Annotated in this window: 10 protein-coding genes and 3 rRNA genes; 9 read left to right on the forward strand and 4 right to left on the reverse strand. The window is 57.0% G+C overall.

What is annotated here, in order from left to right; all coding sequences use genetic code 11:
* Positions 1-206 precede the first annotated feature (206 nt).
* The 7 genes from ACUIAI_RS00005 (at position 207) to ACUIAI_RS00035 (ending at position 8864) form a co-directional block, all read left to right on the forward strand.
* Positions 207-1732, forward strand: a 16S ribosomal RNA gene (locus ACUIAI_RS00005).
* A 411-nt stretch (positions 1733-2143) separates the two neighbouring features.
* Positions 2144-5214: ribosomal RNA gene (locus ACUIAI_RS00010) — 23S ribosomal RNA — on the forward strand.
* Between the two features lie 168 nt (positions 5215-5382).
* Positions 5383-5499: ribosomal RNA gene (rrf, locus tag ACUIAI_RS00015) — 5S ribosomal RNA — on the forward strand.
* The 16S, 23S and 5S rRNA genes sit together here, the layout of an rRNA operon.
* 302 nt (positions 5500-5801) lie before the next feature.
* Complete coding sequence (locus tag ACUIAI_RS00020) at positions 5802-6467, forward strand: NAD(P)H-binding protein (protein WP_445342208.1); 666 nt, start codon at positions 5802-5804, stop codon at positions 6465-6467.
* 188 nt (positions 6468-6655) lie between these two features.
* Entirely contained in the window at positions 6656-7408 is a 753-nt protein-coding gene (locus tag ACUIAI_RS00025) for a tyrosine-protein phosphatase (protein WP_445342209.1), read from the forward strand.
* Between the two features lie 68 nt (positions 7409-7476).
* Positions 7477-8415 (forward strand): aldo/keto reductase, encoded by a 939-nt coding sequence (locus ACUIAI_RS00030; RefSeq protein ID WP_445342210.1) that lies wholly within the window; start codon positions 7477-7479, stop codon positions 8413-8415.
* 197 nt (positions 8416-8612) lie between these two features.
* On the forward strand, positions 8613-8864 hold the full coding sequence (locus tag ACUIAI_RS00035; protein ID WP_254478150.1) for a hypothetical protein: 252 nt from the start codon (positions 8613-8615) through the stop codon (positions 8862-8864).
* Positions 8865-9076: 212 nt separating this feature from the next.
* On the opposite strand, the gene ACUIAI_RS00040 is transcribed toward ACUIAI_RS00035, so the two are convergent.
* Positions 9077-9895, reverse strand: coding sequence for a nitroreductase family protein (locus ACUIAI_RS00040; protein ID WP_445342211.1), 819 nt, complete (start codon positions 9893-9895; stop codon positions 9077-9079).
* A 106-nt stretch (positions 9896-10001) separates the two neighbouring features.
* The gene (locus ACUIAI_RS00045; protein ID WP_445342212.1) at positions 10002-10367 is read right to left on the reverse strand and encodes a DUF4235 domain-containing protein; all 366 of its coding nucleotides are present in this window, start codon (positions 10365-10367) and stop codon (positions 10002-10004) included.
* 267 nt (positions 10368-10634) lie between these two features.
* Between ACUIAI_RS00045 and ACUIAI_RS00050 the strand changes: the two genes are divergently transcribed.
* Positions 10635-11336, forward strand: coding sequence for a histidine phosphatase family protein (locus ACUIAI_RS00050; protein ID WP_445342213.1), 702 nt, complete (start codon positions 10635-10637; stop codon positions 11334-11336).
* A 245-nt stretch (positions 11337-11581) separates the two neighbouring features.
* Here ACUIAI_RS00050 and ACUIAI_RS00055 read toward each other — a convergent pair whose 3' ends face one another.
* Complete coding sequence (locus ACUIAI_RS00055; protein ID WP_445342214.1) at positions 11582-12586, reverse strand: LacI family DNA-binding transcriptional regulator; 1005 nt, start codon at positions 12584-12586, stop codon at positions 11582-11584.
* Between the two features lie 321 nt (positions 12587-12907).
* On the opposite strand from ACUIAI_RS00055, the gene ACUIAI_RS00060 reads away from it, so the two are divergent.
* Positions 12908-13534 (forward strand): DUF624 domain-containing protein, encoded by a 627-nt coding sequence (locus ACUIAI_RS00060; RefSeq protein WP_445342772.1) that lies wholly within the window; start codon positions 12908-12910, stop codon positions 13532-13534.
* A gap of 183 nt (positions 13535-13717) precedes the next feature.
* Here the strand turns inward: ACUIAI_RS00060 and ACUIAI_RS00065 are convergent, their stop codons facing one another.
* The gene (locus ACUIAI_RS00065; RefSeq protein WP_445342215.1) at positions 13718-15490 is read right to left on the reverse strand and encodes a glycoside hydrolase family 13 protein; all 1773 of its coding nucleotides are present in this window, start codon (positions 15488-15490) and stop codon (positions 13718-13720) included.
* Between the last annotated feature and the right edge of the window lie 148 nt (positions 15491-15638).

A 15638-nucleotide genomic window follows, 5' to 3' on the forward strand; every position in this document is an offset into this window, starting at 1 on the left:
TGTTGGTGTGGTGGTGGTTTGAGAACTCAAGAGCGTGTTTGTGCTACTTATAGCTTTTTGATTGCCAGTCCGATGCCCGCCCGGCTGTTGTCGGGTACGTGGGAGCGTTGTGAGGGGTGTCGGGGTTTTTCGTGGGTTGGTTTCCTCCTTATGGAAGCTGGCCCGTCAATTATTGATGTGGGCTGTTTCGGCCTTCTTCATGGTTTTTTGTGGAGGGTTTGATTCTGGCTCAGGATGAACGCTGGCGGCGTGCTTAACACATGCAAGTCGAACGGGATCCAGGCAGCTTGCTGTCTGGTGAGAGTGGCGAACGGGTGAGTAATGCGTGACCAACCTGCCCCATGCTTCGGAATAGCTCCTGGAAACGGGTGGTAATGCCGGATGCTCCGCATCATCGCATGATGGTGTGGGAAAGGGTTTACCGGCATGGGATGGGGTCGCGTCCTATCAGCTTGTTGGCGGGGTGATGGCCTGCCAAGGCTTCGACGGGTAGCCGGCCTGAGAGGGCGACCGGCCACATTGGGACTGAGATACGGCCCAGACTCCTACGGGAGGCAGCAGTGGGGAATATTGCACAATGGGCGCAAGCCTGATGCAGCGACGCCGCGTGCGGGATGACGGCCTTCGGGTTGTAAACCGCTTTTGATTGGGAGCAAGCGAGAGTGAGTGTACCTTTCGAATAAGCACCGGCTAACTACGTGCCAGCAGCCGCGGTAATACGTAGGGTGCAAGCGTTATCCGGATTTATTGGGCGTAAAGAGCTCGTAGGCGGTTCGTCGCGTCTGGTGTGAAAGTCCATCGCTTAACGGTGGATCGGCGCCGGGTACGGGCGGACTGGAGTGCGGTAGGGGAGACTGGAATTCCCGGTGTAACGGTGGAATGTGTAGATATCGGGAAGAACACCGATGGCGAAGGCAGGTCTCTGGGCCGTCACTGACGCTGAGGAGCGAAAGCGTGGGGAGCGAACAGGATTAGATACCCTGGTAGTCCACGCCGTAAAACGGTGGATGCTGGATGTGGGGCCCGTTCCACGGGTTCCGTGTCGGAGCTAACGCGTTAAGCATCCCGCCTGGGGAGTACGGCCGCAAGGCTAAAACTCAAAGAAATTGACGGGGGCCCGCACAAGCGGCGGAGCATGCGGATTAATTCGATGCAACGCGAAGAACCTTACCTGGGCTTGACATGTGCCGGACGGCCGCGGAGACGTGGCTTCCCTTCGGGGCCGGTTCACAGGTGGTGCATGGTCGTCGTCAGCTCGTGTCGTGAGATGTTGGGTCAAGTCCCGCAACGAGCGCAACCCTCGCCTCGTGTTGCCAGCACGTTATGGTGGGAACTCACGGGGGACCGCCGGGGTTAACCCGGAGGAAGGTGGGGATGACGTCAGATCATCATGCCCCTTACGTCCAGGGCTTCACGCATGCTACAATGGCCGGTACAGCGGGATGCGACATGGTGACATGGAGCGGATCCCTGAAAACCGGTCTCAGTTCGGATCGGAGCCTGCAACCCGGCTCCGTGAAGGCGGAGTCGCTAGTAATCGCGGATCAGCAACGCCGCGGTGAATGCGTTCCCGGGCCTTGTACACACCGCCCGTCAAGTCATGAAAGTGGGCAGCACCCGAAGCCGGTGGCCCAACCCGCGAGGGGGGGAGCCGTCTAAGGTGAGGTCCGCGATTGGGACTAAGTCGTAACAAGGTAGCCGTACCGGAAGGTGCGGCTGGATCACCTCCTTTCTACGGAGATTATGGAAATTCCCCTGCGTGGTCTGCGTGGGGGTCGTGCCTGCGGGCCGGCCGTCTGGCCGGCTGGCGTGGGCGTGCTGGCGTGGAACGGTCTTGAGGCTGTGGCATGGATGCGCTGTTGGGTTCCCGGACCGCCACCCTTGTGGGTGGTGTTCCTGATGCCCGTCGGGTCCTGCGTGGGGGTTTTGCCCTGTGGCGGGTCCTGATGGTGTGCTGGTGGTTTGAGAACTGGATAGTGGACGCGAGCGGATGGCTGGCTTTGCTTTCGGGCTGGCTGTCTGCTGTATTGTTTCGTCCGGGCCCATGTTTGGTGGGTTCGGGTCGATCGTTTTGTGATCGTTTAGTGTGATGATTTGTCGTCTGGCAGTTCGCAGTTGTTGTTGTCGTGGCATGGCCTGTGGTCGTGTTGTCGGCAAGGGCGCATGGTGGATGCCTTGGCAGACAGGACCGATGAAGGACGCGTGGGGCCGCGATAGGCCTCGGGGAGCCGCCGACAGGGCTTTGATCCGAGGGTGTCCGAATGGGGTAACCCGCCGGCTGTTATGGGCCGGCACCGCATTCGTGCGGGGGGTACGCAGGGAAGTGAAACATCTCAGTACCTGCAGGAAAGGATATTCCGTGAGTAGTGGCGAGCGAAAGCGGATGATGGCCAAACCGGTGCCGTGTGAGACCCGTCGGGGGTTGCGGCATGGGTGTTGTGGGACTTGGCGTCCGGGCTCCGACGGGCCCGGCGGCAGTGATAAAGCGGCGTGTGAGGCGAACGGGATTGAATTCCCGGCCGTAGAGGGTGATGGCCCCGTAGCCGAAGGCGCGCCGCCTGCCGGTTCTTGTTCCCAAGTAGCGCGGGACTCGTGGAATCCCGTGTGAATCGGCCCCGACCGTGGGGTAAGCCTGAATATTCCTGTCTGACCGATAGCGTACGAGTACCGTGAGGGAAAGGTGAAAAGCACCCCGGGAGGGGAGTGAAAGAGTTTCTGAAACCGTGTGCCTACAATCCGTCGGAGCCTTTCGGGGTGACGGCGTGCCTATCGAAAAATGAGTCTGCGAGTCAGTGGTGCGTGGCGAGGCTAACCCGTGTGGGGCAGCCGTAGCGAAAGCGAGTCCGATAAGGGCGTTTCCAGTCGCGTGTCCTGGACCCGAAGCGGGATGATCTAGCCCTGGGCAGGTTGAAGCGCGGGTAAGACCGCGTGGAGGACCGAACGGACCTGGGTTGAAAACCGGGCCGATGACCTGGGGCTAGGGGTGAAAGGCCAATCAAATTCCGTGATAGCTGGTTCTCTCCGAAATGCATTTCGGTGCAGCGTCGCGTGAGTGCCTCCATGGGGTAGAGCTACTGGATGCTTGAGGGCCCGTATCGGGTACCGACAGCAGCCAAACTCCGAATACGTGTGAGGTGTATCGCGGCAGTGAGTCGGCGGGGGATAAGCTCCGTCGTCGAGAGGGAGACAGCCCAGATCGTCGTCTAAGGTCCCTAAGCGCGTGCTAAGTGGGAAAGGATGTGGAGTCGCATAGACAGCCAGGAGGTTGGCTCAGAAGCAGCCATCCTTGAAAGAGTGCGTAACAGCTCACTGGTCTAGTGGTTCCGCGCCGATAATGTAGCGGGGCTCAAGCACGCCACCGAAGACGCGGCAGCGCAGTTTGCTGTGCTGGGTAGGAGAGCGTTCCGCGTGGGGTGAAGCGGCGGCGTGAGCCGGCCGTGGACCGCGTGGAAGTGAGAATGCAGACATGAGTAGCGAGAGGCGGGTGAGAATCCCGCCCGCAGGCGGATGACCAAGGGTTCCGGGGCCACGTTCGTCGTCCCCGGGTGAGTCGGGTCCTAAGGCGAGGCCGACAGGCGTAGTCGAATGGATGAAGGAGTCGATATTCTCCTACCGGCGTCAAGCCGTCCAATCCAAGACGTGGAAGCGTGCCCTTACCTGTGTCGGGTGGTGGTCTTCGGACCGTCCGATGGCATGGGACCGGCGTGTGGATGCGTGGCGGGTAGCGCGGGAGTGACACGGAACGGGAGCCGGGCCGCGGTGGTGGTTATCCGTGGTCAAGCATGCGGCGCGTCGGGCAGGCAAATCCGCCCGGCATGAGCGCGAGGTGTGATGATGGGGGGTCTTGTGCCCCGAATCCGGTGTGCCGTTCCGTCGAGAAAAGCTTCGGCGTGAGGAGTGGCGCCGCCCGTACCCTAAACCGACACTGGTGGTCAGGTAGAGTATACCAAAGCGATCGAGCGAATCCTGGTCAAGGAACTCGGCAAATCACTCCCGTGCCTTCGGTATAAGGGAGGCCCCTGCCGGTGAGGCGCTTCACGCGCGGAGCCGGCGGGGGCGGCACAGACCAGGGGGTAGCGACTGTTTACCAAAAACACAGGTGCATGCGAAGACGTAAGTCGCTGTATATGCACTGACGCCTGCCCGGTGCCGGAAGGTTAAGAGGATCCGTCATCCCCTTCGGGGGGGCAGCGGTGAATTCAAGCCCCGGTAAACGGCGGTGGTAACTATAACCATCCTAAGGTAGCGAAATTCCTTGTCGGGTAAGTTCCGACCTGCACGAATGGCGTAACGACTTCCCCACTGTCTCGACCAGGAGCTCGGCGAAATTGCAGTACGAGTAAAGATGCTCGTTAAGCGCAGAAGGACGAAAAGACCCCGGGACCTTTACTATACCTTGGTATTGGCGTTAGGTGCGGACTGTGTAGCATAGGCGGGAGGCTTCGAAGCGGGTGCGCCAGCATCCGTGGAGCCGTAATGTGAAATACCGCTCTGTCCTCATCTGGCTCTAACCTCGGCCGGTCATCCCGGCCAGGGACAGTGCCTGGCGGGTAGTTTAACTGGGGCGGTTGCCTCCCAAAGAGTAACGGAGGCGCCCAAGGGTTCCCTCAGCCCGGTTGGCAATCGGGTGTTGAGTGCAATCGCACAAGGGAGCTTGACTGCGAGACCGACGGGTCGAGCAGGGACGAAAGTCGGAGATAGTGATCCGGTGCCGGCGTACGGACGCGGCATCGCTCAACGGATAAAAGGTACCCCGGGGATAACAGGCTGATCATCCCCAAGAGTCCATATCGACGGGATGGTTTGGCACCTCGATGTCGGCTCGTCGCATCCTGGGGCTGGAGCAGGTCCCAAGGGTTCGGCCGTTCGCCGATTAAAGCGGCACGCGAGCTGGGTTCAGAACGTCGTGAGACAGTTTGGTCTCTATCCTCTGCGCTCGTTGGAATCTTGAGGAGCCCTGCCCATAGTACGAGAGGACCTGGGTGGACGAACCTCTGGTATGCCGGTTGTCGCGCCAGCGGCACGGCCGGTTGGCTACGTTCGGATGGGATAACCGCTGAAAGCATCTAAGCGGGAAGCCCCCTCCAAGATAAGGATTCCATGAAGCCTTGCGGCTTCTGAAGACCCCATGCAGAACACATGGTCGATAGACCGGACGTGGACACCCCGCAAGGGGCGGAGCCGACCGGCACTAATGGTCGAAGACAACACAACACCCACCCCCCTGGAGGGGTGGCGGCATCAACCCTTACTGCGCATCCTGCCTGCGGCAATATGCACGAACAGCCACAGACGATCGAAGCACACGGAACACGCGTCCACCATCCGGTCCCCAAACCGCCAGGAGACCCCGACCCCACGGGATCGGAAGAATTGAAGATTCGCGGCGGTCATGGCCTGGGGGAGACGCCCGGTCCCATTCCGAACCCGGAAGCTAAGACCCAGCACGGCAATGGTACTGCACCCGGAAGAGTGTGGGAGAGTAGCACACCGCCGCCACAACACATAAATATTGGAGGTATCTTCAGGAAAATGTTCCTGAAGATACCTCCTTTCTGATACCAGACTCAGACCCAGTCTTGAGGATTCCAGCTTCCATGCGCAAAGACACATGCCAAACAATGGAATACGGTTAATCGGAATATAGAAGGCTGCCTTTTACTTGGGCAGTCTGTGATTTGATCTTCGAGAGCATTGTTGCCGAAACTGTCTCATACTTACCGCCTGTTGTTTGTGGCCCAGGACACCTAAAATAAAAATAGCCGAATCAGGCGCGTAAACACATATGTGAAAGAAAGCGGATGAGTATGGGTAAAAGAATCATTCTTGTAGGAGCTACCGGCAGAGTGGGTGCACTGACTCTCGAGGATCTGGTCAAAGCCGACCATGAGGTGGTGGCCTGCGCACGAGGAGTCTCGAAGATTCCCGCCAGCCAGCAGGTGGAGACTATGACCCTGGACCTGCATGACCCGCTCTCCCAGATAACCGACGCATTCCGTAAGATGCATGCGGACGCTGTTGTTTTCACTGCGGGCTCGCGAGGTAAAGACATCAACCAGATTGACGCTTTGGGAGCCATGAAGACCATAGAGGCCGCTAAAGCAGTCGGCATCACCAGATACGTCATGCTGGGGGCCATGTATGCAGCCGACTGGCTGCGCTGGGAACAGCCTCAGGTCAAGCCTGCCATTGACTCCCTCGCCGATTACTACGTGACCAAGAACATGGCCGATCAGTATCTGATCAATTCCGGACTGGACTACACCATTATTGAGCCAGGCAGCCTGACCGAGCAGGACGGCAAAGGAGCCATCCAGGTAGAGCCAGACGGGCCCGGACCCATACCAATCCCCGATGTGGCACAATGCCTGGCCGGTTGCGTCGACCTGCCACAGACCAAAGGTAGGATCTACAACATCATCGCAGGCCGCACGCCTATCAGGGAGGCCTTGACCGCAAAGCGGTGACCCGAAACCCACCCAATTCCTCAACAGCAGCTTTTGATGCCAACCATGAGGTGTCTGCATAGCAACGGTAATGGTACCTTGGGTGCAATGCTTGTTGCCGTTGATTGTGCGCTGGCATGCTGGGTTTCTGTGATTTTCATAGAGACGGGGATGGCTTGGAGACAGGGCGGATCTTAGGGAGGTCGTCGATGAACATTACCAATTTTCGGGATCTGGGAGGTATAGGGACCATTCATGGCCGTCTGGTACGTCCCCATAAGTTCATCCGCTCCGGGCAATTAGTGGGTCTGGACGAAGAAACTAAGAGGGAACTGGTCGACCGCTACCAGGTGACTCAGGTCGTGGACTTCCGTCGGCCTTTCGAGATACAGGAGAGTCCAGACGATCGGCTTGAAGGTGTGACCTTTACCAACATTGATCTGCTGGAGCAAAGTGGCACCAACAGCGCCAGCCTGGACGATTTTGCCTCGCTGGGTTTGGCGAATAAGGTCAACGGGCACATGCTGAATGTCTACCATGACCTGGTTATGAGTCCTGCAGCCCAGCAGGGGTATGGGAGGTTCCTACGCATCGTCGTGGACAACACCCAGGGGGCCACTCTCTTCCACTGCTTTGCCGGCAAAGACCGGACTGGGTTCGCCGCGGCGCTGGTGCTCTGGCTGCTGGAGGTGGACGACGCCCAGATATTCGCGGACTATCTGAAGACCAACCAAGAGAGGGTTGCGGCCAACAATCAACTGCTGGACCAATTCCGTGCCAGAGGCTTCGACCAGGATTCACTGGACGCCCTGCAGATTGCGCTCTGCGTCAAGAAGGAATACCTGGCGCATGCCCAAGAAACCATGGTCGAGGCCTACGGGGATGTCTTCGCCTATGCGCGTCAGGCTTTGGGGTTCGGGCCGGACCAGGTGGAGACCCTGCGCAGCAACCTGCTGGAGTAACCGCACAAGGCTGGAGGTAGCTGGTACGGGTAGACTCGAGCCTAGACGTCAATCAAGAGGAGGACATTGTGCGATACATGAATTTAGGACGGTCAGGATTCCGGACCTCCCGTGTGGCCCTGGGGGTCATGCGGATCGATCAGAAGAGCCGCGAGGAGGCGCGGACCATTGTGGAGACGGCCATGAATGCGGGCGTGGACTTCTTCGACACAGCGGACTGCTATCATGCCGGGGCCAGCAGCCGAGCCCTGGGACAGGCTCTGAAGGATCTGAGTGTAGACCGTGACAGCGTGGGCATCCAGACCAAGTTCGGCATTTTCCGCAACCCGGACAGCGACCAGATCACTCGCTATGACTTCTCCAAGGATCACCTGCTGAAGGCATTGGATCAAGAGCTGGTCAATTTGCAGACCGACCATGTCGACTTCGTGCTGCTGCATCGTCCCGACACCTTGGTCGACTTGGACGATCTGGCTGAGGCCTTCAATGAATTGCAGTCCAGCGGGAAGGTTCGGCACTTCGGCGTCAGCAACGTCAACCCCATGCAGGTGGAGCTGTTGCAGAGCGCTGTAAGCCAGCGGCTGGAGGTCAACCAGCTGCAGTTCGGCCTGGGACATACCGGCATGGTCGACCAGGAGATCCATGTCAATATGGGCGATGATCCCAGCTTGGACCATGATGGCGGTCTTCTGGCCTATTCGCGGCTGAAGTCCATGACCATTCAGGCCTGGAGCCCCTTCCAGACCGGATACTTTGATGGTGTCTTTCTGGACAATCCCCGCTATCCCGAGCTCAATGCCGAGCTGGACAAGCTGGCCAAGCAGCATGCAGTGACCAAGAGTGCAATCGCAGTGGCTTGGATTCTGCGGCATCCCGCTGGCATACAGGTGCTTCTGGGATCCATGAACCCTGAGCGCATCACCCAGATGGCCGCTGGTGCAGATGTAGATCTGACCGCCCAGGAATGGTACGACCTCTACCTGAGCGCCGGTCACGACCTGCCCTGATCCATGCCGTAGGGTCACTCACGTCCGTCCGGTTTTTAACGCTTCGAACTATGAAGGATTGCGCCCTGCCAGTCTGATCTTGCATCATCGGTTTGCGCCATCTGGCAGGACCTGTCTTATCGGGCATTGGGTGCCATTAGTGCAAAAAGATGCGCAGAAGGATAATGAGACCGGTTCCGAGGTAGTCGTACACTGTCATGCATTATTTCACCCCACGACGTTGCGCTGCTACGTCCAAGATCATGTATCACGATCGGGCCAAGGCCCAGCAGGCCGCCGACCGCAGCATGGTCGAACGCAACGTTCTTCTGTGGGTCTACCGTTGTGATTACTGCGGAAGCTGGCATCTGACCAGCCATGAGCCGGGCTCCTACCAGCGTATGAGGGCTGCCTCGCGATCTTCGAAACCACACAGCCGCAAACGTGGGTACAAGCCTCGTCACAGGTGAGGCAGTCATTGCCTCTGCAGCTCATGCATTCTTGGTGATTGCCAAGTTGATTCTGATTGATTCCAAAGACCCCAAGCAGCAAGATTGGATTCCACTGATCTCGCTGTTTGGGGCCGATTGGATTTTGTTTATTCACCTAAGTCTGGTGAACTAGGCAGGTGAACTTGTCTGGTGGCCATCATGGTTCACTGGCTGGCAGGGATTTCGTTCCCCTAGCAGGCAGGGTCGAATCCCTGTCGGCGGATCGAATGCAGCATGGGTTCATGACCGGAGGCGGGATCGCGAACCTTGTCAGCCATAATGGCACTGAATGAGCGGTGGGGAGCGTCCATGTGCCGGATGTCGCGATAGTAGCGGGTGACCGTCTGGTCGAAGTCAGCCAGGGCATCCATCATATTCGCATCGTCGTCGGCCCTCTGATAGGTGTTGGTGAAAATTTGCGCCTGACGAGGCATCCTGGGCTTGGGATCTGGATTCTGGGCTGGATGGCCGATGGCAAGACCCAGCACCGGATAGACCAGTTTGGGCAGCTTGAGCAAATCAATCAATCTGTTTGTGTCATTGATGACGCTGCCCAGAATAACTCCGCCCAAGCCCAAGGCATTGGCTGCGGTCTCCATGGCATGCAGGGCCAGAACCGCATCATTCTGCGACTGCAGGAAGACATACCCGGAGTTGAGCAGTGTGCTATCCGGATCCACATCATCGCTGAATCGTCGGACCAGATCTGCATTGCGACGTTGGTCGGCTAGGAAGATGTAGAGCAGCGGGGCTTCGGCGACATAGCGTTGATGGGCCATATCGGCGATGGCAAGCGCCTCATCATGATCAGTGATTCTGATGGCCGACCATTCGTGGAAGTACCGGCTGGTCGCTGCATGCTGGGCCACCTGCTCTAGCAGGGCGATGGTCTGGTCGTCAACCGGTTCGTCTGTGAATCCACGGATGGAGCGTCGCTCAAGCAGAGTCCGTATGGTGGGATTATCGGCCGGATTCGTGGCCGGGTTTTTCTGTGAATTTGTTAAGGTCATTTTGACATTCTTGCCGTCAATGCCTGCCAATGCAAGACCTTGTCGTTAAAATCACGCAATCAGCGTTATCGAGCACTGCCTGGTTGCCAGTTAGCATCCTATGCTTTCAGCGCTGGTGGCGGCGATCAATCAGAGCCTGGGAACCACGCTCGGACAGGCCGGAGACCAGGGCGGTGACGGCTGCCGACAGAACGCCGAAGAGGAGACCGGCGGTAGCGCTCTCCTGATCCTCTTCGGGGCTGTCAAAGCCTCCGTTGCGCTTGCGGACCAGTCCGCTCCAGAAAGACTGGAAGAGCTTGCCCGCCAGGAGTGCGGCGATGCTGGGAAGCGCAAACTTGACCAGCTTGTCTGCCAACGATTCTGGGTCCGATTCAATCGAGTTGCGCATGTCATTCACCTTGTCATCCACCTGATGAAGCATGCCGACCACTTGGTCGGCCATCCTGCCAGGTTCCCGTCCTGAGTCCGTCATAGGTCCATTATCCCACACGCAAGGGGTCATCAGTCGCTTGCATTGGGGATAGACGTTGACAACCGCCCGATCCTGCTGCTGCGATTTCCTCCTGCGCTATCGGGCTTATGCAATCGTGGCGACACCTCGCCTAATTCACTAATCAGCAAAGTTGGTTCATGGGTCAGCGGCTGCTCTGTGGAGGCGCATTCGTCCTGCACTGGTTCCCTCCTGGCCAGGGATAGGGCCTTAAAGAGGGTTGGGCCTCTGCAGTGATAAGGTCAAGTCATGCTTAACGCAGACGGGAATGTGGGCAAGGATGCCTCGGAGCCGGGTTCAGTGGTTTTGCTGCGCCATGGTCAAACAGCTTGGAGCGTATCAGGTCAGTACACGGGTAGGACGAACATACCGCTGACTGAACAGGGAATGATCCAGGCTCGACAGGCTGGTGTCCGTCTTAGGCAATCCTTCCCACATGGATTCGAAAAGGATTGTGTATATGTGAGTCCGCTTAAGCGCGCCTTGCAGACTGCACAGCAGGCTGGCTTCGATCAGCCACTCCCTATGCCTGAAATAATGGAGTGGGATTATGGTCACGCCGAGGGCCAGATTCGTCAGGACCTCAGTAAGGAGCTAGGCCGTGACTGGGATGTATGGTCTGACGGGCCTGCTGCCGTGATGAACCTGCCAAAGGCTGATCGGGAGGAAGTGCTTCCAGGCGGTGACCATGTGCAGGTACATGTCACCTCTGGAGAATCCCTTCAGGAGGTCGCTGAGCGTGTCGATATGGCGATCGCGGCTATAGCGCCGCAAGTTCTTGATGGCAAGGATGTGATTCTCATAGCCCATGCACATGTGCTGCGGATCCTGGCTGTGCGATGGCTTGGGCTTGATCCCATAGATGCGAGATTGCTGCGCATGTATACGGCACACTTCGGAGTCCTTGGTTTCTATAAAGGTGATCGGGTCTTGAAGCAGTGGAATTGCTGAATCGGTGCCAGGCGAATTCTGCTGATGAGTGATCGTTGCGGTATTCAGGTACGGCTTGATTTACAGCAAGGATATACAGGACAAGTACATCAAAACCATTAAGGGTATCAACTTCTTTGCCAATCTCAGGGCTGTTGTCAATGGGATGCAGAAATACTAAGACGAACTCTGCATTGAGGGGAGCTTTTATACCTTGGGGGGAGGGAGCATCAGGCCAACAGGCGCTGACTCGCAGCATGGATGTTTCAACGCTTGAGCGTACCGGTGGACGATCTGAGGATCAATGTGGGAGCAATAAGCTCATGCCGGTTTTCCGGCGTGTTTCCCTCAATAAGCTGCAGGGTCTTCTTGGCAAGTGAAACTGCCATATCATAGGGTTTCTGCCGAATGGTGGTCAGCCCGATGTCCTCTGCGAATCTGCTGTCGTCGTATCCGATCACGGACATGTCCGAGGGAACGGCGATACCGAAGCGTTGCAGCTGGAAAATCAGCGGTATTGCCAGGGCATCCTCCTGACAGGCGATTGCGGTGGGCCTGGTCTTCATGCTTTCCAGTTTTGCCAGTACGGCACTGGTGGGGTTTTCGGTTGCCGGAGCTGCCAGGACCGTTGGTTTGATACCGACTGCCTTGCAGGCACTTAAGAATCCCTCCAATCTGGCTTGAACGCTGAAACGAAGGGAAGCAACAGGAGTTGAACGAATGTATGCAATACCTTTGTGCCCAAGAGCTATCAGATGATTGGCCGACACCATGCCGCCATTGAAATCGTCATTGCGCACCGAAGCCGTGAAGCCGTTCTCCTCGGTAACGTTAAGGCTGAGGATCGGCACGTTGATACTCGTAAGGCGAGAGACCTCGGAGGCCTCAATGTCGAAGGATGTGACGATGACTGCATCGACGTTGCGCTTCACCGGCAATGCTTCGAAGAATTCTCTTCGTGCCTGGCCGCTGGTGATCTGGCAGATGGAGATGTCGTAGCCGTTGCGTGAAAAGACCTCGTTGAATCCTTCCACGATGGTCGAATTGAACCAAGTGTTCAAGTGGCCGCTGATGAGAACCGCCACACGTAGGGACTGGCCTGACTTGAGAGCGGTCGCGGAGCGCGAAATCGAAAAATTCAATTTTTGCGCAATTGACAGGACCCTGGAACGTGTGCGCTCGGAAACCAGTTCTGGTCGGGTGAACGATCGGGAAACGGTGGACACGGAAACATTCGCTTGTCTGGCCACGTCTTGGATTGTGGGTTCCATGGATAACTCCTCGTCAATGCTGAGCCAAGACCAGCGCCTGCAATAGGATGCCGCAACGGTACTCAGATATCTGATGATAGCGCGCTTGATTAAAATACGGTCAGCCCAGCATATGCTTCAGCAGCCGCAAGAGCCAGCAACGTGCTGGAAACGACATCGGGTAGTCAACGCTCTGGTCTTCTGTCTGATCAGCCAGAAAGGCATCATCAGCGGATGACAGAATCTACGGCAGCTTGCTGTGGGTTATCATGGAAAACGGCAACACGGTATGGAACGAGTGTCGTTGCTGGTTTCCTGCCCTTTCCCGGCTTGGGGGTTCCATTGAATTTTCTTTCTCCTGATTCAGTTTTTATGAAAGGCCTCGCAGATCTCATTGACGCGATATGGATCAACATCCTCATGGTGGTCACGTCAATTCCCTTGATATCCATCGGGGCTGCTCTGACCGCTGGCCATGATGCGGCCAGGAGGAGTCTAGAGGGGCAAGGGCATGTGACATCGAACTATTTTCGGGCTTTCCGTTCAAACTTAGTCAAGGCAACCATGATATGGCTTGTTTTCGGGCCCCTGCTCCTGCTGTTGGTTTACGCTTGGGTGGTTCTCCAAATCACGCCGCTGCTGATCGTCAAGTTTGGTTTCAGTATTTTGTGGGTGTTGGGGTTCGAGTGGGTTTGGGCCTTGCAGTCGCGTTTTGAAAACACCATTGGCCACACCCTGTTCAATGCATGGGTATTTGCCTTGGCCAACCTCGGGCGAACTTTGATCATGGTGTTTTTTGACGCACTATATCTTGCTCTACTGGTCCTATCGTGGTTCTATATGCCCCAAGGCCTCTTTTTGCTGCTGCTTTTCGGCTACGGGACTCTGATCATGGTGCATACGCCCCTGCTTAATGGCGCCTTCAACCATTTTGTTGCAAATGCCTCAATGTCACCGACCACTCACTGAGGTTGCCTGGCAATATTGTGATGAGTGGTCATGGTTGCTTCTCGGGATGCTGTTGGAGCCGCGGGTATTTCGGAGGATAACAGATGCTCTGACGCGTGCCAGATTCTTCAACAGGGTTCTGCAGCAATCCCAATATTGCCGCAGAACCCTGTTGCTTGCCTTGGACTCAGCGTCCTTCAGCAGTTATTCCTCCACTTCGCCAACAACCCAGGCGGTTGTGTCTTGGGGAAGCAGGCCATCGTCGGTAAGGCTGTCTGATACGAGAATGGGCCGACCCTGTGGAAGGGAGGCCGGTGTCTGTGAAAAATTGGTCAGACAGGTCAGCTCCGCAGGCTTGGAATCGACAAGTGCCTCGCGTGTGTAGGAAATCCGACCCTCTGTGGCAGTCAGGGCTGTAACCTTCACGTTGCCTGTGGGGGTCAGCAGTGTGGCCCGTAGACTGAGGGCTTTACGATAAAGGGAGAGCATCGAGGTCTCGTCGCTTTCCTCCTTATCTACGGCAAAGTCCTTGAACCAAAGGGGCTGTGGCAGGTGAGGGTCTCTTGCTGGACCTCCATCCTTGGTGTGCGAGGGGGAGAATCCGAAGGATGCCCCTTCTCCAAAGGCGGGATTCCATTTTGCGGGGGCAGGGGTGTCTCCGGCGACCCAGGGCAGGGGGACCCGGCATCCATCGCGGCCTTTTTCAGTGTATTTGCCGCGGGTTCGGTGCGCAGTCGGATCCTCCAGACGATCCCAGGGGATATTAGGAACCTCGAACAGGCCAAGCTCCTCACCCTGATAGATGTACACGGAGCCGGGCAGGGCGGCTTCCAGGGCGAATCCAGCGCGTGCCCTGCGCGTGCCCTTGGCCCGGTCCTCGAAATACGTCTGCCCATCTCGAAGAAGCCAGTCCTTGTCGAGTTGATGATAAGAGGAGCTGTCCACCTGAGGCAGGGCGTATCTGGTGGCCTGTCTGACCACATCGTGGTTGCTCATCACCCATGTTGTGGTCGACCCGGAATCCTCGGCGGATTGCAGACCTTCGGCAATGGCGGTGTACAAGGCCTGGCAGTCCCAATTAGCCTTGGCGAACTCGAAGTTGAAGACCTGTCCTAGTTCGTTCTCGGATGCGTACAGATGCTGGTGCTCAGGTACGACCCAGGCTTCTCCGACTGCGAAGCGATGAGGTTCAAATTCGTTGAAGACCTTTCGCCATTCCTTATAAATATCATGTACTTCAGGTCTGTCCCATAGTGGATGCTCACTGCTGTGATACTCAGACTGTTCCTGAACGGGCCACTTGTCCAGCTCGGACAGGGGACGGCTGTCCAGATCCTTGGCCAGACCATGGGCCACGTCGATGCGGAAGCCGTCCGTGCCGTGATTGGACCAGAAGCGGAATATGTCCTTAAAGGCTTCGTGAACCTGCTCGTTCTTCCAGTTCAAATCAGGCTGCTCTTTGGCGAATATATGCAAGTACCATTCGCCATCGTCAACCTGTTCCCAGGCCGGCCCTCCGAACAAGGACATCCAGCCATTTGGCGGTAGTTCGCCGTTCGAGCCTCTGCCCCGTCGGAAGATGTATTTGTCTCGCTCTGGGGAGCCAGGGGCCGACCGCAGGGCATCCTGGAACCACTGGTGCTTGTTTGACGTGTGGTTGGGCACGATGTCCACGATGACCTTGAGACCCATTTCGTGGGCCTTTCCGGCCATTTCGTCGAAATCAGCCATGCTTCCCAGACGCGGGTCGACGTTCCGGTAATCCATAACATCATAACCGCCGTCGGCCAATTCCGATGGGTAGAAGGGCGACAGCCAGATGGCATCTACGCCCAGATCTCGAAGATATTCCATTTTTTCGGTAACGCCTCGGATGTCGCCAATGCCGTCTCCGTTGACATCCTTGAAACTGCGTGGATATATCTGATATACAACCGCCTGTTTCCACCAATCGTCGTTCACGTTGTTATCGGTCATACGTATCTCCTCCTTGAAACAGGCCGTCTTATTGATCAGCAGTTGTATGACAACGATAGCAATACCATTGGTCAACCGTGTCCCTCCATTCTATTCTAGAATCACATACATTGAGTCCAGGTCGTGAAGATAAATAATTGCATACGTT

The organism is Bifidobacterium sp. ESL0827 (assembly GCF_052606685.1).